Raw genomic sequence first — 23,109 nt, forward strand, 5'->3', positions numbered from 1 at the left:
GCAATCAGTATCGCATTTGTTTTTCTATTTCGGTGAAAAATAAAGTGTTAAATCCTTGATTTTATTATTACGAAATCGTTTACGTGGAAATTCCTGTCGCGGTATGCCGTGGATGATGCTGGCCGAAAGTCCGGCCGTTGCAGAGAAACGTGCGGATGCCTTATGGCTTGGTATTTTTTTACGCTTTGGATGATAAAGGATATTCATCCAAAGACATTTCAATCTTTGAAACAATTCCCATATATTTTGGCTGTTACGTCTATTTTTCGTTCCTTTGCAGTCGAATATGAGGAGAGACATCCGTAATGATACGTCGGAGCGTGGGCTACCGGTGGCTATCAAACCTGCAGAGCCGGTACGTATGATGCCATCGTGAGCGTAAGGTATATTTAAAGGTAAACGGTTTTTCTCGATTATCACATTATTGAGGTTGTCAAATTATAAAGTCTGAGAGATGGAACGGCTATTGGAATATTTCGGAGTGCTGAGCGGTCTGCTTTACATGTTTTTGGAAATCAGGCAACACCGTGCCATGTGGATAGTCGGTTTTCTGACCTCTTTTGTATATGTCTTTGTGTTTTTCTTTTCAAAGATATATGCTGACATGGGTCTGAATATATATTATGTGGTCATCAGTGTCTATGGTTTCTGGCAGTGGACGCAAGGCAAGGAGGGCAAAGAGGATGCCGCGGCAACGGCCACCCGGGATGAGATTATCTACCGCAATCTGACTCCCCGTCTTCTCGGTGTAGTCATGCTTGCCATTGCCGCGCTGTTCGCATCGCTATACAACCTGTTGCATCGGTTTACCGACTCACCGATACCGGTTGGCGACGCTTTTACCACGGCCGTCGGGATAGTTGCCACATGGATGTTGGCCCGGCGCTTCATTGAGCATTGGGTGTTTTGGATTGTTGTCAACTGTGTATCCGTATGGCTTTATTGCGGGCGCGGGCTTTACCCCACGATGTTTCTCTATTTTTGCTATGCCATACTGGCGGCAATCGGATTGTATACATGGAAAAAGAAAGGAATAAGACAAAGATGATTGAACCTTATGACTGCGTAATAATGGCAAACGGCAGTTTTCCGCAAGCCGACCTTCCTTTGGGCTTTCTGCGTAGGGCTTCCGTCGTCATTGCCTGCGACGGAGCCATTGCGTCATTAGACAAGGCCGGCATAGTACCGACCGCCATCGTCGGCGATCTCGACAGTCTTTCGCCCGGTTTCCGGGAGCGGTATGCCGACCGCATCCATCTTGTGGAAGACCAGGAAGTGAACGACCTTACCAAATCGATACTGTTCGCCCACCGGTCGGGCTACCGGGATGTTTTGATATTGGGAGCCACCGGAATGCGTGAAGACCATACGTTGGGGAATATTTCTCTGCTTATGGAGCATGCGTATCTGTTCAGGCGCATAGAGATGCTTTCAGACTACGGACTTTTCACTCCGCTTATGAAAACGGCGACACTCATGAGCCGGCCCGGCATACAGGTGTCCCTGTTCTCCCTTTCTCCTTCCGGCACGCTGTCCGCGTCGGGTCTGCGTTGGCCGATCAGCGACATGATGTTGACGGCTTGGTGGCAAGGCACTCTGAACGAGGCCACAGGCGACAGCTTCACCGTGACGCTCTCACCGGAAGCACGTGTGCTCGTATACCGCACATTGAGTGTTCCGGATAAGGAAACTGTGCGGTAATTCGGTTGGCTATGTATGGCCGACGGATTAATGGGCGTGAAGTTCTGTTCTTTTGCCATTAATATAATTGTTTGTTCCGGGAAAAGCGGCCCAAAAACGTTTTATGTCATAGATGAACGGGTAGGAAATGATTACGGTTGAGGCATGTCTGATAATGCTTGTGACAAAATGGCGCAAGAAACAGACATTAAGTCATACCTGGATTATGTTTGGCACGCGCTTTGCTATAATATCTGCGGAAAGCGAAAGCAAGTACACAAATTAATAACGGAAATAATAAATAAAAAAATAAAGATTATGGGAAAGATTCTTGGAATAGACTTAGGTACTACAAACTCATGCGTTGCCGTGTTTGAAGGCAACGAGCCGGTAGTGATAGCAAACAGCGAGGGCAAGCGCACCACACCGTCGGTTGTCGGCTTCGTAGAGGGCGGCGAGCGCAAGGTGGGCGACCCGGCAAAGCGTCAGGCCATCACCAACCCCAAGAACACCGTGTACAGCATCAAGCGTTTCATGGGTGAGACTTGGGACCAGACAAGCAAGGAAATCGGCCGCGTGCCGTTCACAGTGGTAAACGAGGGCGGATATCCGCGCGTAGACATCGACGGCCGCAAATACACTCCGCAGGAAATATCGGCAATGGTGCTTCAGAAGATGAAGAAGACGGCCGAAGATTATCTCGGACAGGAAGTGACAGACGCTGTGATAACCGTGCCGGCATACTTCTCAGACTCTCAGCGCCAGGCAACGAAAGAAGCCGGACAGATCGCTGGTCTTAACGTTCGACGCATCGTCAACGAGCCTACTGCGGCCGCACTGGCCTATGGTGTGGACAAGGCAAACAAGGATATGAAGATTGCTGTGTTCGACCTTGGTGGCGGTACGTTCGATATCTCGATACTTGAATTTGGCGGCGGCGTGTTCGAGGTGCTCTCGACAAACGGTGACACACACCTCGGCGGCGACGACTTCGACCAGGTTATCATCGACTGGCTCGTGCAGGAATTCAAGAACGAGGAGGGAGCGGACCTTACGCAAGACCCGATGGCTATGCAGCGACTGAAAGAGGCTGCTGAAAAGGCGAAGATAGAGTTGTCAAGCTCTACGTCGACAGAGATCAACCTGCCTTATATCATGCCAGTGGGCGGTGTGCCGAAGCACTTGGTGAAAACCCTGACACGCGCTAAGTTCGAGCAATTGGCTCACGAACTGATCCAGAACTGTCTCATACCGTGCCAGAACGCAATGCGCGACGCAAAACTATCCACATCGGATATAGACGAGGTTATTCTCGTGGGCGGCTCAAGCCGTATACCGGCAGTGCAGACACTGGTGAAGAACTACTTTGGCAAAGAGCCTTCAAAGGGTGTGAACCCCGACGAGGTTGTGGCCGTGGGTGCTTCCATTCAAGGCGCGATCCTCAACAAGGAAGGCGGCGTGGGCGACATCGTGCTGCTCGACGTGACTCCGCTTACTCTCGGTATCGAGACTATGGGCGGTGTGATGACTAAACTCATCGAGGCTAATACGACCATACCCTGCAACAAGAAGGAGACATTCTCTACCGCGGTGGACAACCAGACGGCCGTGACAATCCACGTATTGCAGGGTGAGCGTCCGATGGCCGCTCAGAACAAGAGCATCGGTCAGTTCAATCTCGAAGGCATTGCTCCGGCTCGCCGCGGTGTTCCGCAGATTGAGGTTGCGTTCGACATCGACGCCAACGGTATTCTCAAAGTGTCGGCCAAAGACAAGGCGACAGGCAAGGAGCAGGCAATACGTATCGAAGCTTCATCTGGTCTGAGTCAGGAGGAAATCGACCGCATGAAGGCAGAAGCAGAGCAGAACGCTGAGAATGACAAGAAGGAGCGTGAGCGCATCGACAAGTTGAATCAGGCAGACTCGCTCATATTCACTACAGAGAACTTCTTGAAAGACAACGGAGACAAGATTCCGGCCGACCAGAAGGCTCCTATCGAGACTGCTCTGCAACAGCTCAAAGATGCCCACAAGGCAGCCGATATAGCCGCAATAGACACTGCGACAGCCAACCTAAACAACATCATGCAGGCGGCCAGCCAGCAGATGTATCAGGGAGCAGGCCAACCGGGTGCCGATCAAGGCTTCAATGCTCAGCAGGCATCCGGCCAGCAGGCGCAGAATAACGGCTCAAAGGCAGATGAAAATATTCAGGATGCCGACTTTGAGGAAGTTAAATGATTCCGATAAGGAAACAGATAACAAACAATAAGCAAAAGCGTGCAGCTCAATGAGTTGCACGCTTTTTGCGTTTATGGGGTTCATGGTTGCTATGTGTTTTCTATGGGCTTTTTTATCTCTTATTTGCGACATATTTGCGACAAGACAAAAAAGTAGATAATGTGGGACTTAATCACACTTATACATACTAATACACACTTAAAAGTAGATGATATGCCAACAATCGGATTTGAAATCAAAAGGAAGTGCAAGGTATGCGGCAAAGTATTTGTCGCAAAAACACTCGACAGCCATTACTGTTCTCCTAAATGTAGCAAAGTGGCTTGGAAACGCAAAAAGGACGTAAAGGATAGAAACGCAAAGTTAGAAGCCATTGCCCGACAAGTATCAGACATTAGAGAGTATATTTCTGTAAAGGAAGCGGTAGCTATGTTCGGGGTAGAACGCAGTACCCTCTATCGTCTAATCAAATTAGGACGTATTCCTGTAATCAACATGGGTACAAGACTCACACGAATCAAACGCTCCGAAATGGAAAGGCTTTTTCTAAACAGGCAGGAAAGTATTGCAGAAAAAGAAAAGCCTGTTCCTAAAACATATAGCTTAGAGCCAGAGGATTGTTATACCATTACAGAGATTTGTGAGAAATATCATATTAATGATAGTTCAGTATGGGCGCACGTCAGAAAATACTCCATCCCCTCAAGACAAATAGGAAACTATGTGTATGTACCCAAACAAGAATTTGATAATCTATATAAATCAGAAGTAGAATGAAGAAAGCATTACCCCATACCAAAGTGACCGTCAAGCTCAGAAGGTCGAACTACAAAGAAGAGTGGTATCTGATTATAGAGTCGTACCCGGTTTACAAGAGAGGTTCTAAACGGGCAAGCCGTGTGGTGGAATCCATTAACCGGACTATATCCACACCTGTTTGGGACAAGTCGTCCATTGCACGTATCTTGCCGGATGGAACATTCAACTATAAGCCTAAGCGTGATTTGAATGGAATTATCCAATGCCGTTCAACGATAGACCAAGAGGCTTGTATCTATGCCGACAATGTGCGTAAGTTACGCCAGCACGAATATGACAGTGCCGTCCTCTACACTGATAAGGAAAACGAAATCGCGGTACAAAATGAACGAAGCGAACAGGACTTTATCAAGTACTTCAATGGCATCATCTGCAAACGGCATCCCAATAGCTCTAATTCAATCATAGTCAACTGGACCCGTGTGGGAGAATTGTTGAAAATCTATTCGCAAGGCAACCCGATCCCGTTTAAAACGATTTCCGTGAAACTACTTGAAGACATCAAGATGTTCCTGTTACGTGCCCCGATGGGAGGTAATAAGAAAGGAACTATCTCACAGAATACGGCATCCACCTATTTCTCCATTCTCAAAGCCGGATTGAAGCAGGCGTTTGTTGATGAATATCTGACGGTTGACATCAGCGCAAAAGTAAAAGGAATAACAAACATAGAGACACCTCGTGTTGCACTTACTATGAATGAAGAGCAAATGTTGGTTGATACTCCTTGCAAAGATGATGTTCTGAAACGTGCGTTCTTGTTTTCTATCCTTACAGGATTGCGACATAGTGATATCCAAGCATTGAAATGGAAACAGATTCAGCAGACGAGTAAAGGCACATGGCAAGCGGTCGTAGTTCAGCAAAAGACAAAACGACCCGATTATAAGCCAGTCATTCAACAAGCCCTTCAACTATGCGGTGAGCGTCCAAATGATGATGAAGCTCTCGTTTTTGAGGGATTGACAGATGCCTCTTGGATTTCCCGTCCTTTGAAAGCTTGGATAGAAGCATCCGGCATCAAGAAGCATATCACCTTCCATTGTGGAAGACATTCTCATTCTTCTTTCCTACTGAAAACGAACGACTTACAAAGGATTCCAGTTTGACTGCTAACGATTTGGAAACGAGCGAAATTCCGTATTCTTCTCATTTTGCCTTAAATCAAAAAACGCTTTTCCTGAATGCAAAGGTAATCATTTTTTTTGAAAGATAGTTTTCTTCTCAGCATATTTCACTGAAATATTTTTATATTGCAAAAGTTTCAAACGCTAATTTACATTTGGAAACGTGAAGATTATAATTCTCATTAGTAAGCCCTACGATTCTTTCTTACGAACTATAATGCGATTCGCCTTTTGGAGAGCCTCTTTATTTATTATAATTAACTCCTCAACAGAGGCTAATCTATGATATTTCTCATATATAATGGCTGATTTTTCGCCATGATAATCAGCGCAGACTTCTTCTTTGATGTACTTTTCTTGTATTTCAGTTATATTCATTTCTCTTTGATGGAATTCCTTTATATATGTATAAAATTCATCTAAAGATTCTTCCGTAGTCAGGATGTTATGTACATTCTTGTCTTTATTGATTAATTTTTTGCTTCTCAATTTTTCCCACGTCTTATGGACAACTGATTTTAAGACATCATAGGCTATTCCACCAATAATAGCTTCTGCAAGAAAAAGGAGAATATCAGATGGTGCAGGTAGGCAATGGTTGAGTTTGCATCTATTCTCTATCGCATACACTTCTGCCTCTTTGCGATATTGGAATCCATATCTAACTGCTTCAATAGCCGCATTAGAATATGTAGAGTTCTCTTTGTATTGTATATTGATTTCCATTATGAACTATCTATATGATAACCGTTGTTTATACAAATCTTGGTAAAGATACGAAAATTCTTTGATTGACAATCCTTTCATTTGGCTCATTTTTATCAAATCCTAAAAAATCTTTGATAATTACTGATATTCCAATAAAAATGTGTAATTTTGCAGATGCATTATACTTGCAGAAGCCCGAAGAGGGATAGCGGGTGGGTGCAACTTTACATAAAGAGCGTTTACTTGACGCTTGTCTTTGACGAATCGTAACTTCGCAACTTACAACAACAGTCAAAGGACAAGACAACAGTAGATGTTCACGGTAGGTATATTATGCCTTGCCGTGAATTGTCGTAAATATATACATTGTATATTTCGATTCGTTCACGCATGGGATTAATATATACCATGCGTGGGCTTTCTGCGTTGTCCGTTCTGACTGTTGGGCAATGCGAAGGCCTCGATTCGTGGGATGGGCAACAGGCAAGATTCCCACGCTTTTTTGTTTAGTTCAAATATGCTTTGTATAATCATGGTATCGGGAACTCTGCCATACAAGGATTTTTCAGAAGGCAGAATTAATCTATGTATAAGATTTCTTGGGACTATGAGACTGGTGGGGTATTGCTTCACTCGCACGTTACTTCAGACACTTTGGGGATAACGCCACGTCCTGTATTCTGGGAAGAACTTAATTTGTTAAAGTTACACGAATTAGGTTGGAAATATCCTCATACAGAAGAGCCTTTGATGTGGGCTTGCAACAAACAATACTTTTATCGTGGGGAATTGATGTTTGAAGCAAAAGGGGCGAATATTTATGATTCTCCTATCGTTCTGTTTCAGAAAGGGAAAGAAAAGGCAACCTTACAATGCGTGGATGTGGCAAAAATGCTACACCGTAACAAAGACTTCCTCTTTCTATTGGAAAGCGAAGCTATTGAATTTATCCGAGATACATATTTGCAATACACATCTGCTAATCGTAGTACTGCACAAGTAGCTTCCAATCAACTTGATTATAACCAGTTACTTGAAAATGCAGAAAAGCGTTATAAAAAGAAAATGGCTATTGTAAAGGAAGATTGCGACAGCTTCGATATTGTACCCCTCGACACTGCCAAAGAGAATGGCAAACGTATTTTCCATTCCACCAAAATAGACCGTTTTCTCGCTTCTTTTTCCGGTGGAAAAGATAGTCAAGTAGTACTTGACCTTTGCACTCGTGCCATTCCTTCTACAGACTTTGAAGTGATTTATAGCGATACCGGCTATGAACTTCCTACTTCACTTGCCCTTTACGAACAAGTGCGACAGCATTATACATCGTTATACCCCGACTTGAAATTTTCCGTAGCTCGTAATCATGAATCCGTTCTCAACTATTGGGATCAGATAGGTACTCCCAGTGATACACATCGTTGGTGCTGTTCGGTGATGAAGACCGCCCCTCTCTATCGTATGTTAAAAATTGAGGGGACTAATAAGCAAGCAAAAGTACTGACGTTTGATGGAGTACGAGCAGAGGAAAGTACAAAACGATCAAGATATTCTCGAATAGGAAAAGGTGTTAAACACGATACTGTCATTAACGCTTCTCCTATTCTTGAATGGAGTATAGTGGAAATTTACCTATATATATTCAAGTACAAAATTCCGATAAACTTAGCTTATAGAAATGGCATGACAAGGGTTGGATGTGTACTATGCCCCTTCTCTTCGGATTGGAACGATATGATTTCCAATATGCGTTACAATGAGCGAGTACGTCCATTCCTTTCTAAAATAGAACTTTTTGTTTCCTCTTTAGGGGTTAATGACATAGATATTTATATAAAAAGCGGGAATTGGAAAAGGAGAGCTGGTGGAAAAGGGTTATGTTCTAAATCATCCATGGTGGTTGTGGCATCAAAACCGCATTTAATAATTACTATTACAAATCCAAAGAAGGATTGCTTGACATTTCTATCTGCTATTGGGAAATATACCCGTAATACAAATTCGGGGGAGTTATTATACAAAGGGACGCTGTACAAATATTCTATTGAGCAAAGAAACGATTCTATACAGATTTCTTTTGAGAACACTTACGCATCGCCTGTCCTACAAGGTTTAATAAAACGAGCTATTAATAAAGCTGTGTATTGCATTAATTGTGAAGCTTGTGAAGTTGAATGTCCTACGGGTGCATTAAGTATTCTCCCTGATGCAAAAATAGACTATACTAAATGTGTCCATTGTGGCAAATGTCTAACTTTTCATGAGGATGGTTGTATTGTAGCAAATTCATTGAAAGTAACAGGAATAGATAAAGCAAAAAATAAGATGAAACTGACTGATTATAATAGATTCGGGCTAAATGAAAGCTGGTTAGAAACATATCTGTGTACATATGAAACTTATTTTGAAGATAAGATTCATGGACTTAATGAAACTCAACAGATTCCACCATTTAAAAAGTGGCTAGTTCAAGCTGAAATATTGGATGATGTGAAAAAACACAATATAACAGAATTCGGTAAATACATTGCCGATTTATATATTAATGCACCTGACTTGGCTTGGGAATTGCTATGGATAAACCTATCATACAATTCTCCCATTGCGGAATGGTATATAGGAAATGTTGATTGGAATTTCGTTTTCACAGAAAAAGATATTGCCGAATTAGCTCACAATGATTATGGCGAAATGGCGATAAATTCAGTAGGCAAAATTATATATGCGTTATTTAGGACTTTTCGAGAAAGTCCTCTTGGAAACTTAGGTTTGTTGTATAAAATCGAAAACACAAGGTATAAGAAGATGCCTTACGATGAGTTATCACGAGAAGCGATTGCGTATTCTTTGTATAAATTCGCTTCTTTCTTAGATGTTAAATCATTTAGAATTAGCGATTTATACAATCAGAATTCAAAACATGGCTTATGGAGAGAGTTCGGCGTTTCTAAGGAAATGCTCATAAAAGAGCTCAATTTTTTAAGTAATGAAAGGAACCAAATTCTCACCGCAGAACTTAATATGGGACTTGACCATATATCACTTCGTGAAGATTTGGATGCTTTTAGTGCCCTTAAGTTGATAGTAGGATGATGGTCATGTCGTTTAAGTTGGATTTATGAGGGACAATATTGTAAAAGTCAAATGCACTTATAGTTATGGTTTGCATAATGGCCAAGCCGATTTTATAGAACTTCCATGAAGTTAATCAGAAACAACTAATGCAATTTGGATTGACGGTACGTATGGTACGGGCAAGAGTCATGCAGCCGCAGTAATCAAGCATTTGCTTTGTGATGAAGTGGGTGACATTCGCGAATACTTGGACACCGAATATGCATCCCGGCAATACGATTTGTTACGCCAGTCAGTCTATGACGTAAGGAGCAGTAAACGTCTTTTCCCTGTTAATCTATATGGTACAGAATCCATCGCACACAAAGAAGACTTTTCACACCGTTTACAAAGTGCCATAAAAAGGGCATTAAAAGCAGCAGGATTGACCGATTTCTTTGTAAAAACAGACTTTGATGATTATGCAGACCATGTGGAAAGCGAACCTGCCTTTTGGGAAGACATCATCAGCCAAAGTCCCAAACTGGAAGCCTATGCTCCAGATGTGAAGACTTTGGCAAGCAAGTTGCGTACAGCTGACACTTCCATACTCACGCAGGTAAAGAGGGCATTAGCAGAACGGCGCATGGATATACGTCTGAATAGTGCCAATATTTGCGATTGGTTCTTTGAGGTACAAGACAAGTTGGCAGAAAATACTGACTACTGCGGATTATTGATTATTTGGGACGAATTTACCGACTTAATGAAATCGGACATGGGGCCGTCATTGTTGGTTGAGCTACAAAAGATAACTGAGCAAGCTATGGAAACTTGTAACAACAGCTATTTCTTCTTTATCTCCCATCCTTCGGCACTGAATAAACTTGATGCGCAAGAACGTACCAAAACTACAGGTCGCTACCATTATATGAAGTATAATATGGAAACGGTGTCGGCATTTAAAATCATGTCACGCAAGTTCCGCATTGCTGATATTGAGGGGTATGAAGCATTAACTACTTCTTTTTTCAATAGCCATGCCGGAATGTTGGCTCGTTATGCAATGGGAAGCAATAATGCAGAAGATACGATAAAAGACTTGCGTAATCTCTATCCCATTCATCCTGCTACAGCCAATCTTGCCACCTATTATGCACGAGTGGTGGGTTCTTCCTCACGAAGTGTTTTCGAATTTATTGGTGCAAACCAAGCTATACGTGACTTCTTGGAGAGTGAGGTAGCATTCGCCAAGCATAAAACCATTACGGCTGATTATCTTTGGGATTACGTTATGGAAGTGTTCAACGAAGACCATATTCGTTACGGGGCTGTGACTGAACGCTATAATTCTTATAGACTACAAGTGAAAAACCAAGGAGTAAACACCTATGCAGTATTCAAGGGTATCTTATTGCTCAATGCTTTAAATAATGTAGCCGGAAACGAAACCGTAACCCCCAGCGAAGAAAATGTGAAAAGTCTTTTTATAGGTACACAAATAGAGCCTCATATAGACGAAATATTGAACTGGCTGAATGATAATAGTATCATTCAACGTGCTCCGGGCGGATTGTTCTCTATCCAATTCTCCGCACTTCCTCCCAAAGAGATTGAGGAGATTAAATTGGAAATGAAAGCTCAATTCAAATATACCTCACAACTGGTTACGTATGGGCAGGAAGTACGCAAAGCATTCGATACGCTTACTTCTAATGTCAGCCGTCCTGTCAGTATCAATTTCTTTTCCCTCTATGTGAATGAAGCAGCCTTGCTCCATCAGATAGAGAACGCTATAGAAAAAGCGAAAAGCTATGAATTGTTCATGGCTATAATGCTTGGGCGAAACGATGAAGAGATGAATGAATTGAAAACTATAGCTTCACATGCCTCAAACGACGAACGTTTTACCAATGTTGTCTTTATGGTGTTTGATGCTACTTTCGGTGACGACAATTACGAGCGTTTCATAGAGTACATGGCTAATGCCCAATGCGCAAGTCGCCATAACTTGGCAGACCAACGTGCAGCACACGACAAGAATGCACAAGCCATGATTTCAGATTGGATGAAAGAAGTTCGTCGTAGCAATTTTTCTGTATATGTGAAAGGAGAAAGCGAAACCTTTTCCACCATGAAGCTGGCAACAGCAGTCAATGTAGGCATAGCCCCTAAAGTGTTTAGTCGTGGAGCGGAAACACTTGATTTGCTACGTACTCGTGCGCCAAAGACATTCTGGAAAAATCAACAAGCCAAAGAAACGGCCAAGAACATATTGATGTTCAATACCTATGATGAAATAATAGGCAAAGCAACAGGTCCGGCTTTACCTCTAAAGTTCTTATTCCAAGATGCAGTGGATGATAATCTTCACTGGAAAGAAAATGTAGATAAAGAAAATCATCCGCTTTATTTGGTAAGTGAATTCGTCAGCCGAAAAATAAAGAACGCCGACAAGGCAAAAGAGTTTAATTTAGCGGAGAAATTCATCGAATTGACACGTGCGCCTTACGGTTTGTTCCCTTCGTATGCGGGTATCGCCATGCTGTCATTTGCCATGCGACCCTGGATAAATAAAATTTATTCGGTAGATGGCAAGCCCCGATTAGCACAGCATTTGGTGGATGATGTGATGGAAACGTTCAAGTCATGGGAGGACGGAAAGCCAAGTAACAAGATCACTTTTACGTTCGAAACGAAAGAAGCAGGACAACTGAGTAAATTGTTGATAAAGGTATTCAAGTTAAAGTCATTGAAGACCTATTCGGATATCAGCAGCTTGAAAGATGCTCGTTGGGCTATTTCTCATGAATATACAGCAGAAAAAGGTTATCCACTATGGACATTGAAGTATGTACATGGAACAAACGAAGAAATGTCATCTCTCATTGATAATATTGTGACAATATCTCTTGACCCAAACATTAACAAAAATCCGTCATTGATGAATGATGCGCTTGATTTGTTGGGACGTTATGAATTTGAGTTCCCTATGCTGCTCAATCGCAGTGGAGTTTTCGAAGAAGGTTATCATAATTTCCTCAAATCTAATGAAATCGTGAATTTGGATTATGAACATTTGCCGGATGCGAAGACATATATCAAGCAACACTTGCAAGGAGAAGTAGGGCTTTGGACGGAAAGAGAGGTGAATGACAAATTAAAGGATTGGAAGTTGTCGCTTACTCCAATGCCTGCGCCAACATCCTTCCCCCCTGCACTGCCCTCAAGATATACGCCGTTTACACCGGGGCAATCATATAATGCGCATGAAGAACCACAAACAAAGTTTGGGCAAGTGTCGGAACGCTTGAATTCTTGTTCTTCGACAAAACGTCAGCAAGCATTGGAGCATATTGGCAATATTCCTTCGCTTGCTACTGCTCAACGCTTGTTGGAACAGCTTTGTGACTTGGGATATGAAGACATACTCGACATAATTTTAGATAATTAGATGTATGAATAAGGATTTCGAGCATATCGACAGTCTCATAGAGGAGGTAAAAAAGGACAAAGCAGCCGATGGTGCCAACTCCTCAATACTAAATCGCTATCCGGTACGTTTTGTGTTATTTGATAACTTTGCAGACTCCAAAGATTTTGTCAGCGAATTAATAGGATTAGGAGTAACAAAAATGCAGAAAATAGTGGATTGGATGGATAAAGAACACCCTGACCAAATCTTGACGCATAGTTGCTTGGCTAATTGTATCAGACAATATATAGAAGATAATAGCGACTCCGATTGCATTATTGTGCCATTCTCGGAATTGGCACGATTCTACGACAATCATACAGCGAAGGAATTTGAAACTTTGGTTAGCGACATCAAGGGAATACAGTCTGCAACTTCCGGCTTTAATAATCGACAGCGCGTTTATATCCCGATGATTGGTCAATATGGCAAAATGTCGAAATTCTTTTCAGATTCCCAGTCTGTCATTTGGCATTTGGTAGGTTCCAAGCAAGAAAACGGATACCACCTGACGCTTGCTCAAAGCACTTACCAAGTAGCCGGATTGGAGAGAGAATTTACCATAGTACGCTCTGTTACAGATTGGCTCAAAGTGTGGCGTGATGAGAATGCAAGACCAGACATTATCAGTACGTCCAAATCAATTTACGCATTGGCGGACAATGCCCAGCCGGACAATGCTTTGAGTTATACCACTTGTAGTAATGCATATGAATTTCTAACAAAAGGATTGCACCTCGATTTTGGCGAGATAAAATATCAAAGGGAAGATGCCGGTAATTGGGAGAAATTAGCAGGAGAAATAGAATACAAGAATTTTTCTTTTGAAAAATTCTTCAATAAATATTTCGATATATTCGATTTGGCAGACTACACTGTATTTGTTAAGACTTGGTTCGAAAATACGGAACATTTCAAACGCTGGTTGCTGGCTACCTACTATTCCAAACGATTCTGTAACAAAGGGTATATTTGCCAGTTGCTCCGTAAATGTAGATTGTACAACAACCAAGAGTTTGTGTCGGTAGCCGCCCTATCTGTTTTTGACATGGACAATCCGGAAGAGTGCCTGAATGAGCGCACGGAAATCCTAAATTATGCCCATAAAAACAAGATACGACTAACAGACGATACGAATGAGAAATTGTGCCGAAAGTTGGAGAATATAGCACTGGAAGATGGGTATGAGACCGCCATGCGATATGTTACAGGATTGTCTGACGGAGAAAAAGAATTGATGATACGGTGGGTTGCCAATGGTCGTGTTCCGATAAATAAACTGGCTAAACTATATCCACAGCTTTATAACTATATGGAGAAGAGTTGCGGCACTTCCGATATTCATCAGAAATGGGTATTAGATTACATGGATGCTTACAAACAGGCGAAATTGTCTAATAGATATACAGATTTAATAAGTACATCAATAGATGAGAGAAATGCTAACTCCGTAACTTTCAACTCGTGGTACAATCAATTCAGCACTGTTCGCACATTGTTGAATGGAAGAAAGGATGTTGAAGTTTTTTATTGGATTGACGGTTTAGGCATTGATTGGATTCCGTTTATTATGCGACTTGTGGAGCAATACAAAAGCGAGGGCATCTTTCTTAATGAGATAATGATAGCCCGTTCTTTATTGCCTTCAAAGACAGAAAACAACAAGACTGACTTGTTAAAGCTAACTAACGGTGAATTATCGAAAAAAGGCGATTTAGATGGCTTTGCCCATAAATGCACTTTTTACCCTCAATATATTATTGAAGAAATTAGAATTGTGGAAAGTGCTGTGAGAGAGATTATTTCAGAACATGCTGGCAAAAAGATTGCTATCATTTCGGACCACGGTCTGTCTTATATCTCACAATTACGGACTGGATATAACTTAGGAGGCATAAAATCAGACCATTATGGGAGATGTGCCATACGTAAAATAGGAACTAATACCCAAGATGACAAATACATCATATTAGATGATAGGCAAACTATTTGCTCGCTTCGCCATAATTCACTTGCAGGGGAAATACCCGATGGACAGGGATGCCATGGTGGATGTACTCCAGAAGAAGTGTTGGTTCCTATCATAATTCTATCTTCGCAGCGGCAACCTTCTGAATACTCAATAAGCCTTATTGATGATGCAGTGAACGGAAATAATCCGATTCTAATGTTCCGTATCAAAGGTGTTACAAACTTGGAAATACCAAAGTTGATTTATAATAACACAGGATACAATCTGAACAACCAAGGACATTTCCGTTTTGAGAGCGACAGATTGGAGCTAACACAAGAGGTTGATGAAGTGGAAATACGCATTGGCAGCTATTCACAAAGGGAATTATACGCATTAGTACCTAACCATGTTTTTGCTAACAAAGTAGTATAAATGCGTAGTTATTCATTTACAAAGTTTAATTATTCATAGACTATAAACTTTGTAAATATGAACTCCAAATTAGCAAAATGTATTCAAGAAATGTTCCGTGTTTCGGAAATAATCACGGTCAATGAAGAAGCAATTACCCCAATATACAAAGTAAGGGAAAATGCGGAGAAATTTTCAATCAAAGAAGATGAATTAAAAGAGTATCTTGAGAAATTCGCTCCTTCGGATTGTCAAGCATGTATTCCCATAATTCTTCAGAAAATATACCGCCCTACGGAAGAAGATAACCGAAAAGACGAGATATTGAGATTATCATCATTGAGATAAATGATTATGGAACATACACTTAAAAATTATAGAAGAACTATTTTCTCTGAAATTAGAGCTATATTCAAAGAACGTAAAGTTACAGAAGAAGAATTTAGATGTAGTTTATACAACAGCAATAATTGTTCAAAACCAGATGACGGCATAGAAAGGTTTGTGCAAAGGATATTTCACCCTTCCGTTGAAGACTTGCGTGAAGAGTCAGAATTGGGCTTATGACTTTCAGGGTAGTATTCTTTACTTAACCAAGTCTTATGGCATTTCTTGCATTCAATAAGGTGATGCGTCTTATCATATAATAGACTATGTTGTCCACCCTCACTACATATTTCTTTTGTAATATCTATTTCTTCCATAACTTATATTGTTTATCTGTGCAAAGATACGGATAATTTTTGTAACTTTGCATTGTCTTTCGAGACAAACATTTGAAAATTACAGAGAAAGTGCCTCACTTCTTGTGAAATCGCCAAATCTCACCAAAGGATATGCGAGGCACGGAGACAGCTCATATACGTGGGCTGCCTATCCGTGCGTATATTCAGGCGTTTGGCGATGCCTACAAGAGTGCAAGGATGGCAGCCCACTTTCTATAACCAATAACATTGTTAAACTCTTCGATTGGTTGCCTGTGGAGAACTCTTGTAAAATTCGCCATTATGAGAAAAATTTTCCTTTCTTTCGTATTCCTAATGTTTTTAGGAATGACATGTACAAATGAGCTGTATGCACAGAAACCGCTTACTGCTATGACCGAAACAGAAATCAATGCCCTTTCTGATGTTCAAATTAAGAAAGGCGTTATTAAGGAGTGGAGCGGCATTTTGTCGTTTATGATGCGTGGAGTTAAATTTGACGATAGAATAGTCAATGCTTTTGCTGAAAATTTCAAAGCTGGTGCTTTAGCTTGGACTAAAAAGGAGAAATATCCAACCGTGGATTATGTCAGCGCAGAGGATTTAGTACAGTTTTGTAAGATGTGGTATATGGGTAGAAATAGCTGTAAGGTGGCTGTTATGGAACTGTATGGAAGAACATACCCCACTTCTATTGACAAAGCAATGTACCGTATAATGGATGCCACGGATGTATATTATCAAAAGCAACAATCAGGGTGGCTTACCCAAACTCCACCTGAATATGTTGATGCTAAAACTCTTATAAATTCGATGGAGCCATAGAATTTAGCTATACAAATATGGGGGAAGGGCAGGATTTATTTCTTGCCCTTCTTTTTAGGCTTAACATTGGGATTAAATTGCATAGCCTTACTTATCATATCTTCCCAAGACATCTTTTGTAACTCCTTCTGTTCTCTTGGAGTTATCTTGATTTCTAATACTTTTTTCATTTCTTCAACCGATAAATCATGTTTCTTCTTGCTCATTTTATCAAATCTTGGTAAGTGGTACGATAATTGATATTGCAAAGTAACAAATTAAATCGCTCAACGCTGCTAATTTTCTTGGTATTATAACGAAAAACGAACTCATTAACATACCTACAAAGGTGTTTTCGGCTGACTTTGTGGTAAATACCTATAATACCACGTTTAAGTCCGCTCCAAAATCCTTCTATTGTATTAGTGTAAGCGTCACCGCATACATATTGTCCTTTGCCGTGGTCAACAATCTTTCTTTCGTATATTTTGCCGACTGTATCATAACCACACCATTCATCGGTAAATAACTTTGCGGTGCGTTTAACCGTTCTAAGTATCGGAGCGGTTAGATGTTTCTTGGAAGTGCTTTTAACCACACGGCAAACAACCTTGCCACCCCTTTGTAACATACCCAGTACGGGTGTCTTATCCTTAAAACTTCTGCCCTGAGAATGCCTTACTTTCTTGTTCTTATGGCGGTTTTTATTCTTACCGCCTACGAAAGTTTCATCCAGTTCTACTTCACCGTCAAGTTTATAATCATTCTCGCAAAAGAAGCATTCACGAATACGGTGAAGCATATGCCACGCTGTAGCCTGTCTTACTCCTATTTCCTTTGCTAACTGACAAGATGATATGCCTTTCTTGTAGTTTGCTATTAACCATATAGCCATAAACCACTTTTGCAAAGACACTTTTGAACCATGAAACAACGTGTTTGTTCTTACAGTGAAATTCTTGCCCGTATTCTTGCAGCGGTATTTATGATTACCATAGTTATATACCTTAGAAGTTGGGTCAAAAGGAGAAACGACACCATTCTTCCAAAAGTGTTGCTCAAGATAGGTCAAGCAACTTTCTTCTGTCGGAAAGGTTTGCGATAGACTGAAAAGCGAAGTAAATTTAGCAAAATTCATACACCAAACAATAATGCGTTTGGTATATATAACTTTGGCAAGAAAAATTCTTTGTTATGGAAGTTTTCCCGCCAAAGTTTTGTTAGGTACTAATGCGTATAATTCCCTAATGTTTTTTCTCCATTTTATTATCTCTTTCAACCAATCCTTAGGTTAACGAAAATTAAATCCGTCGGTGGCAAATAAGTGGCTTGTTGGTGGCTTTCAAGCACCTATTTAGCACTCATAAACATCCCTATACTTTTGCGGCATCAACTTTAATACGAAGGAAATGGCCTATAAAGTAAATTCATTGGAGGAAATGCCGAATGCGTTGTCCTACCTGATTGAGTCCGTAGAAGTACTGCAATCCAAAGTAAATGCCTTGCAACATGAGCAGGCAAGTAATTCACCCAAATGGATGGATATAGATGAACTTTGTGCTTATCTGCCATCACATCCAGCCAAACAGACAATTTATGGATGGGTATCTACCAAACAGATTCCCGTACATAAAATAAATAAAGCGTTGGCTTTTCTGCAATCTGAGATTGACGATTGGTTGAAGAACAAATCACATAAGACACAAGCTGACTTAATGGAAGAAGCCAGACGATTTGTCGAATCTAAAAAGATTATCAGATGATGGAAACGACAGACTATTGTTTTTCATTCTTTCGCAAGCCCATTCAAAACATCGAACCGATAAGGGCGGTAGGCATTGTGGATGTGTATCGCTATGTCATCGGGCATTATGCGCAACCACAAACCGAGTCTCTGCGTTCGATGCTATCTTCTCCCGAAGCCAAAAGATATAAAGCCACCCATTTCGACTATTGTACTTTTTCGGGATTATTCCGTAAACGGAATGAGAAGGAACTGATTATGCGCTCTGGATTGATGTGTCTGGATTTTGACCATGTGGAGAATATCGTGGAGCTAAAACAGCAATTACTCAATCATGAATATTTTGATACGGAACTATTATTTGTCAGTCCATCCGGTAATGGATTGAAGTGGATAATACCTGTAGACTTGAAAGGCTGGGAACATTCCCGATACTTCAAGGCTGTCGCCAACTGTATCAAAGCAACAGGTTTGCCATCAGTAGATATGTCCGGCAGCGATGTGGCCCGTTCCTGCTTCCTGCCATACGACCCACAAGCATATATTAACCCTAAATACAAAGATGATGTCGAAGAAAATATTTTCCGCCCAAGATTGGGAGAATGTCCCTTCTGAAATACTGCAAACACATACGCCTGATATTGTCCCTATATATAATAAGGTAAAAGATGATGTAGAAAGTGTTATTCGGGAGATAGAACAACGTGGCATTGATATAGCACCCAACTATAAAGATTGGGTGGAATTGGGCTTTGCACTTGTTGATGGATTGGGAGAGAACGGACGGGAGTATTATCACCGCATCAGCAGGTTTTACTCTACCTATCAAAAGGAAGAGACGGATAAACAATATACGCATTGTCTGCACTCCAAAGGGCAAGGCATTACTATCCGTTCTTTCTTCCATTTGGCAAATCAAGCCGGAATCTCATTGGCTCCATCCAACAAAGAACATTTATCCATTTTGCCAAATATCCAAAATGGTAAAACGGGCAAATGGATAAAGTCAGAGGAAGAACTTCCTGCATTTCCTGAATGTGTGTTTGAGCATCTTCCTCCTTTTCTACATGAGATTGTCAACAATTCCATTTCGGTGGATGACCGTGATACGATATTGATAGGAACTATTGTGTGTTTGTCGGTATGCTTTCATAATGTTTGTGGTGTGTACGATGAGCGCATTGTTTTTCCGAATCTTTATCTGTTTGTTGTGGCAGATGCAGGTATGGGAAAGGGGGCGTTAACCCTATGCAGAGAACTGGTAGTACCCATTAACCGCAATTTGCATGAACTCTCAAAACGATTGGAACAGGAATATAAAGAAGCGATGAATGCTTATATCAAAGGTAAGAAAGATAGTGGAATGACTATGCCAGCTGAGCCGCCCATGCGTATGCTTGTCATTCCTGCCAATAGCAGCGCAAGCTCTTTCTTGAAGATACTGGGAGATAATGACGGAATCGGACTGTTGTTTGAATCGGAGGGCGACACGTTAAGCCAAACATTGAAGTCGGACTATGGTAATTATTCCGATGTGTTGCGAAAGGCATTTCATCATGAGTTGGTAAGTTTGAGCCGTCGCAAGGATAGGGAGTATTGTGAAGTAGCTAATCCAAGAGTGTCAGTAGCTTTGGCTGGAACTCCCGAACAAGTAAGAAGATTGATACCTGATGCGGAAAACGGATTGATGAGTCGCTTTTGTTTCTATATCATTCGCTTCAAGCGAGGTATAAGAAATGTGTTTGCCACAAGCGACATTTCCCAATCCAAAAATGCCAAGTTCAAATTATTGGGAGATAAATTCTGCCATCTGCATGAGGAATTTGTACGACAGGGAAATTATTCATTCTCCCTTCCCTCCGATTTACAGGAACACTTTATAGAATACCTCAGTCGTGTGAATGAAGAGTGTTGTGACGAAGTGGATAACAAGATGCAAGGAGTGGTCAGACGGATGGGACTGATTGCTTATCGTATAATGATGGTGCTGACAGCTGTCCGGCATTTGGAGAATGTACATCGCAATTCTTCCTCACATGACAAGACAGAGCAACTGGTCTGCCATGAGTATGACTATTCTACAGCCATGAATATTTGCGAAACCTTACTTTATCATGCCGTATTCATTTATCAGAATTTGTCAGGAAATCAGTCCAAACGATTCTATACCGCTTCGCAAGAGACTGGCGTTTATGCACGAAGGAATACCCTTTATAATATGCTGCCTGAAACATTCACGAAGAAGGATTATGATACGGCGGTTTCAGTTTTGAATGAAAATGGAAGTACTGCAAACAAGTGGATAGAAGCCTTTATCAAAGATGGTAAGCTATGCCGAATAGAGCAGGGGAAATATAGGAATATTTTTTGAGTGGCAAGTTTGTGTTTTAGTGTCACTAAAACCTATGCGGCAAGCGGATAAACTGTCACTCTCAAAAAATCAATTTATGAACATCGAAAGTTAAGATAAATATGAAGGAGAAGACACTAGGCGGTCGCCCGAAGTTGGCGAGTTATCAGAAACGCACGAAATGTTTTCGGGTAATGTTTACCGAGAACGACTATATCTATATCCAATCCAAAGCGGAACAGGCAGGATTGTCTGTCAATGAATTTTGCCATCAGGCGGCAATGGATTGTCAGGTCTGTCAGCGCATCAGTCCGGAAATGGCATCGGCAATCCGTGACCTTTCCGGTATCGCCAATAATGTCAATCAGATAGCCCATCAGATGCACACTTATGGTTTGGAAGCATTCAAACAACAATGCTTTTCAATCATATCAGAAGTCAGTAGAATCATCAACCAAGTAAAGAACAATAGCCATGATAGCAAAGATTAAAACAAGATCAGATTTTGGAGGAATAGTGAATTACGCCAATGACCAAAAGAACAAGAAGAAGTGTGCCACACTTTTAGCACACGAAGGTGTCTGTGCCATCAGCAATAAAACCATAGCCGATTCTTTCCAGATACAAGCGTCCATGCGCCCGAAAGTAAAAAGTCCGGTGAAACACGTATCACTAGCTTTTTCTTCGCAAGACATTAGCCGTTTCCCCGATAACGAAGAAGGGGATGCGCTGTTGGTGGAGATAGCCAAGAAATGGATGGAACAAATGGGGATTCGCAATACTCAATATATCATAGCCCGACATCACGATACGAAACATCCTCATTGTCATTTGGTGTTCAATCGGATAGACAATGAAGGCAATCTCATTTCCGACAGCAATGAAAGAATACGTAATATTAAAGTATGTCGGGCTTTGACTAAAGAATATGGATTGTACTTTGCCCCTAAAAATAGTAAAGCCAGAAACAAGAGTCGTTTGCGCCCTTATCAATTACGGAAGTATAATCTACGTTCTGTAACTCTTGATACACTGGCTGTGTCTCGCTCATGGAATGATTTTCTTGGCATCCTCAAAGGGCAAGACATAGATATACGTTTTAATCGTGCAGATAACTCTGATAAAATTCGTGGTATATCATTCTGTCAAAATGAGTACAGTATAGCTGGTTCTAAACTTGACCGTGATTTGAGTTTTAACAGTCTTTGCACTATATTGGGCAATGTGGCATCGGAACTGATTGTTCAACCTCATCAAGCCATAACTTCCGGTGGAGGTGGAGGAACAAATAATGAACAAGGATGGCGAGACGACAAAGACAAGGATAACCAAAGAAATGAACCTTTTTATAAATCCTCAAAACGTAGAAGATAATGAAAGAAGATGTAGTAGCTGCAAATCTTGTAAATTTGCGCCAAAGTATCAATGAGTTAAAAGAGTGTATTGAAAAACAGAATACTACAGTTCCTAAACCAGAGCAATTAGTAAAAGTGGACTTTGATGAAAAGACCATTTATAATGGAGTCGCCCAAAGTTTCTGTGCTTGCTGGAACGAAGCCTTGTCTGTGGTAAAGCAACATGTCAGGAAACAGCGACCGGATACTTTACCATTTTCATTGTGGTTCCCGAAACTCATTGAATTATTCAAACAGAAGTCTAAATTTCTTGAATATCTTTATCGGCACGTTTGTGATTATAATCTCAATCGCATGAATATCGAGGCTAATACCGATTGTATATTAAAGCGGCAGAATGAGATACTTGCGAGAATCAATGAATTGAAAAGCCCTGTAACCATTATTCCACCAAATATCAATGGGATGTTTATACGTGGGCATCATATAAAACTCCGGTATGTGGTGGTCTTTATTGTTGCTATTGTTACGTGGGCTGTTGCAGCATCGATTAGTAGCACAAAGCATAGAGAAGAAGCCTTTGCGTATTATTCGATGTATCGGGCGGTGAAGGAACAGCATCAGAACTTGATAGAAAAGCAGATAGCAATAAAAAGGGGAAATTAGTATATGTTTTTACGTAT

20 protein-coding genes are annotated in these 23,109 nt (G+C 41.1%); 17 read left to right on the top strand and 3 right to left on the bottom strand.

The genetic code is table 11. The annotated features are described in order from the left end of the window. The first annotated feature begins 454 nt into the window (after positions 1 to 454). The 5 genes from pnuC to HPS53_RS04305 all read left to right on the top strand — a co-directional run bounded on the left by pnuC (position 455) and on the right by HPS53_RS04305 (position 5,849). Positions 455 to 1,048 (top strand): nicotinamide riboside transporter PnuC, encoded by a 594-nt coding sequence (gene pnuC / locus HPS53_RS04285; RefSeq protein WP_172204598.1) that lies wholly within the window; start codon positions 455 to 457, stop codon positions 1,046 to 1,048. Next, positions 1,045 to 1,701 carry a thiamine diphosphokinase gene (locus HPS53_RS04290; RefSeq protein ID WP_172204600.1) on the top strand — a complete coding sequence of 219 codons (657 nt, stop codon included), beginning with the start codon at positions 1,045 to 1,047 and terminating at the stop codon, positions 1,699 to 1,701. The genes pnuC and HPS53_RS04290 overlap by 4 nt, the downstream gene beginning before the upstream one ends. Before the next feature lie 297 nt (positions 1,702 to 1,998). Next, entirely contained in the window at positions 1,999 to 3,921 is a 1,923-nt protein-coding gene (gene dnaK / locus HPS53_RS04295) for a molecular chaperone DnaK (protein ID WP_172204602.1), read from the top strand. Positions 3,922 to 4,134: 213 nt separating this feature from the next. Continuing rightward, positions 4,135 to 4,698, top strand: a complete 564-nt coding sequence (locus tag HPS53_RS04300; protein ID WP_172204669.1) for a helix-turn-helix domain-containing protein — start codon at positions 4,135 to 4,137, stop codon at positions 4,696 to 4,698. After that, positions 4,695 to 5,849, top strand: a complete 1,155-nt coding sequence (locus HPS53_RS04305; RefSeq protein WP_172204604.1) for a site-specific integrase — start codon at positions 4,695 to 4,697, stop codon at positions 5,847 to 5,849. Before HPS53_RS04300 ends, HPS53_RS04305 begins: the two co-directional genes overlap by 4 nt. Before the next feature lie 210 nt (positions 5,850 to 6,059). On the opposite strand, the gene HPS53_RS04310 is transcribed toward HPS53_RS04305, so the two are convergent. Further along, on the bottom strand, positions 6,060 to 6,593 hold the full coding sequence (locus tag HPS53_RS04310; RefSeq protein WP_016212913.1) for a hypothetical protein: 534 nt from the start codon (positions 6,591 to 6,593) through the stop codon (positions 6,060 to 6,062). A 567-nt stretch (positions 6,594 to 7,160) separates the two neighbouring features. On the opposite strand from HPS53_RS04310, the gene HPS53_RS04315 reads away from it, so the two are divergent. From HPS53_RS04315 to HPS53_RS04340, 6 genes are all read left to right on the top strand, one after another. Further along, on the top strand, positions 7,161 to 9,668 hold the full coding sequence (locus HPS53_RS04315; RefSeq protein ID WP_016212912.1) for a DUF4007 family protein: 2,508 nt from the start codon (positions 7,161 to 7,163) through the stop codon (positions 9,666 to 9,668). Between the two features lie 193 nt (positions 9,669 to 9,861). Next, positions 9,862 to 13,083: a hypothetical protein gene (locus tag HPS53_RS04320; protein ID WP_216651884.1), complete on the top strand. Its 3,222-nt coding sequence runs from the start codon at positions 9,862 to 9,864 to the stop codon at positions 13,081 to 13,083. Positions 13,084 to 13,087: 4 nt separating this feature from the next. Next, positions 13,088 to 15,490, top strand: a complete 2,403-nt coding sequence (pglZ, locus tag HPS53_RS04325) for a BREX-4 system phosphatase PglZ (protein ID WP_172204608.1) — start codon at positions 13,088 to 13,090, stop codon at positions 15,488 to 15,490. Positions 15,491 to 15,547: 57 nt separating this feature from the next. Beyond that, the gene (locus HPS53_RS04330; protein WP_172204610.1) at positions 15,548 to 15,817 is read left to right on the top strand and encodes a hypothetical protein; all 270 of its coding nucleotides are present in this window, start codon (positions 15,548 to 15,550) and stop codon (positions 15,815 to 15,817) included. A gap of 6 nt (positions 15,818 to 15,823) precedes the next feature. Beyond that, positions 15,824 to 16,036: a hypothetical protein gene (locus tag HPS53_RS04335; protein WP_172204612.1), complete on the top strand. Its 213-nt coding sequence runs from the start codon at positions 15,824 to 15,826 to the stop codon at positions 16,034 to 16,036. 440 nt (positions 16,037 to 16,476) lie between these two features. After that, positions 16,477 to 16,998 (top strand): hypothetical protein, encoded by a 522-nt coding sequence (locus tag HPS53_RS04340; protein WP_172204614.1) that lies wholly within the window; start codon positions 16,477 to 16,479, stop codon positions 16,996 to 16,998. Positions 16,999 to 17,033: 35 nt separating this feature from the next. On the opposite strand, the gene HPS53_RS04345 is transcribed toward HPS53_RS04340, so the two are convergent. Together HPS53_RS04345 and HPS53_RS04350 are read right to left on the bottom strand one after the other, a co-directional pair. Continuing rightward, complete coding sequence (locus HPS53_RS04345) at positions 17,034 to 17,204, bottom strand: hypothetical protein (RefSeq protein ID WP_172204616.1); 171 nt, start codon at positions 17,202 to 17,204, stop codon at positions 17,034 to 17,036. Beyond that, positions 17,201 to 18,115: an IS1595 family transposase gene (locus HPS53_RS04350; RefSeq protein ID WP_172204618.1), complete on the bottom strand. Its 915-nt coding sequence runs from the start codon at positions 18,113 to 18,115 to the stop codon at positions 17,201 to 17,203. Before HPS53_RS04350 ends, HPS53_RS04345 begins: the two co-directional genes overlap by 4 nt. Positions 18,116 to 18,386: 271 nt before the next feature. On the opposite strand from HPS53_RS04350, the gene HPS53_RS04355 reads away from it, so the two are divergent. From HPS53_RS04355 to HPS53_RS04380, 6 genes are all read left to right on the top strand, one after another. Next, a complete protein-coding gene (locus HPS53_RS04355; RefSeq protein WP_172204620.1) occupies positions 18,387 to 18,740 on the top strand; it encodes a helix-turn-helix domain-containing protein in 354 nt (117 codons plus the stop codon). Next, a complete protein-coding gene (locus HPS53_RS04360) occupies positions 18,737 to 19,336 on the top strand; it encodes a BT4734/BF3469 family protein (protein WP_172204622.1) in 600 nt (199 codons plus the stop codon). Before HPS53_RS04355 ends, HPS53_RS04360 begins: the two co-directional genes overlap by 4 nt. After that, entirely contained in the window at positions 19,287 to 21,092 is a 1,806-nt protein-coding gene (locus HPS53_RS04365; protein WP_172204671.1) for a DUF3987 domain-containing protein, read from the top strand. The genes HPS53_RS04360 and HPS53_RS04365 overlap by 50 nt, the downstream gene beginning before the upstream one ends. A 101-nt stretch (positions 21,093 to 21,193) precedes the next feature. Further along, positions 21,194 to 21,562 (top strand): MobC family plasmid mobilization relaxosome protein, encoded by a 369-nt coding sequence (locus HPS53_RS04370; protein WP_172204624.1) that lies wholly within the window; start codon positions 21,194 to 21,196, stop codon positions 21,560 to 21,562. Further along, on the top strand, positions 21,546 to 22,445 hold the full coding sequence (locus tag HPS53_RS04375; protein ID WP_172204626.1) for a relaxase/mobilization nuclease domain-containing protein: 900 nt from the start codon (positions 21,546 to 21,548) through the stop codon (positions 22,443 to 22,445). The genes HPS53_RS04370 and HPS53_RS04375 overlap by 17 nt, the downstream gene beginning before the upstream one ends. Then, positions 22,445 to 23,092, top strand: coding sequence for a hypothetical protein (locus HPS53_RS04380; RefSeq protein WP_172204628.1), 648 nt, complete (start codon positions 22,445 to 22,447; stop codon positions 23,090 to 23,092). Before HPS53_RS04375 ends, HPS53_RS04380 begins: the two co-directional genes overlap by 1 nt. Positions 23,093 to 23,109 lie beyond the last annotated feature (17 nt).

The sequence above is a fragment of the Prevotella sp. PTAC genome (assembly GCF_013166535.1).
Taxonomy (GTDB): domain Bacteria; phylum Bacteroidota; class Bacteroidia; order Bacteroidales; family Bacteroidaceae; genus Prevotella.

Excerpts from the sequence above, each read along its gene's own strand:
- HPS53_RS04340 (WP_172204614.1), top strand. The coding sequence starts at position 16,477 with ATGAGAAAAATTTTCCTTTCTTTCGTATTCCTAATGTTTTTAGGAATG.
- HPS53_RS04350 (WP_172204618.1), bottom strand. The coding sequence starts at position 18,115 with ATGAATTTTGCTAAATTTACTTCGCTTTTCAGTCTATCGCAAACCTTT.
- HPS53_RS04360 (WP_172204622.1), top strand. The coding sequence starts at position 18,737 with ATGATGGAAACGACAGACTATTGTTTTTCATTCTTTCGCAAGCCCATT.
- HPS53_RS04380 (WP_172204628.1), top strand. The coding sequence starts at position 22,445 with ATGAAAGAAGATGTAGTAGCTGCAAATCTTGTAAATTTGCGCCAAAGT.
- HPS53_RS04290 (WP_172204600.1), top strand. The coding sequence starts at position 1,045 with ATGATTGAACCTTATGACTGCGTAATAATGGCAAACGGCAGTTTTCCG.
- HPS53_RS04315 (WP_016212912.1), top strand. The coding sequence starts at position 7,161 with ATGTATAAGATTTCTTGGGACTATGAGACTGGTGGGGTATTGCTTCAC.
- HPS53_RS04345 (WP_172204616.1), bottom strand. The coding sequence starts at position 17,204 with ATGAGCAAGAAGAAACATGATTTATCGGTTGAAGAAATGAAAAAAGTA.
- pnuC (WP_172204598.1), top strand. The coding sequence starts at position 455 with ATGGAACGGCTATTGGAATATTTCGGAGTGCTGAGCGGTCTGCTTTAC.
- HPS53_RS04300 (WP_172204669.1), top strand. The coding sequence starts at position 4,135 with ATGCCAACAATCGGATTTGAAATCAAAAGGAAGTGCAAGGTATGCGGC.
- pglZ (WP_172204608.1), top strand. The coding sequence starts at position 13,088 with ATGAATAAGGATTTCGAGCATATCGACAGTCTCATAGAGGAGGTAAAA.
- HPS53_RS04305 (WP_172204604.1), top strand. The coding sequence starts at position 4,695 with ATGAAGAAAGCATTACCCCATACCAAAGTGACCGTCAAGCTCAGAAGG.
- dnaK (WP_172204602.1), top strand. The coding sequence starts at position 1,999 with ATGGGAAAGATTCTTGGAATAGACTTAGGTACTACAAACTCATGCGTT.
- HPS53_RS04365 (WP_172204671.1), top strand. The coding sequence starts at position 19,287 with ATGTCGAAGAAAATATTTTCCGCCCAAGATTGGGAGAATGTCCCTTCT.
- HPS53_RS04375 (WP_172204626.1), top strand. The coding sequence starts at position 21,546 with ATGATAGCAAAGATTAAAACAAGATCAGATTTTGGAGGAATAGTGAAT.
- HPS53_RS04330 (WP_172204610.1), top strand. The coding sequence starts at position 15,548 with ATGAACTCCAAATTAGCAAAATGTATTCAAGAAATGTTCCGTGTTTCG.
- HPS53_RS04310 (WP_016212913.1), bottom strand. The coding sequence starts at position 6,593 with ATGGAAATCAATATACAATACAAAGAGAACTCTACATATTCTAATGCG.
- HPS53_RS04370 (WP_172204624.1), top strand. The coding sequence starts at position 21,194 with ATGAAGGAGAAGACACTAGGCGGTCGCCCGAAGTTGGCGAGTTATCAG.
- HPS53_RS04355 (WP_172204620.1), top strand. The coding sequence starts at position 18,387 with ATGGCCTATAAAGTAAATTCATTGGAGGAAATGCCGAATGCGTTGTCC.
- HPS53_RS04335 (WP_172204612.1), top strand. The coding sequence starts at position 15,824 with ATGGAACATACACTTAAAAATTATAGAAGAACTATTTTCTCTGAAATT.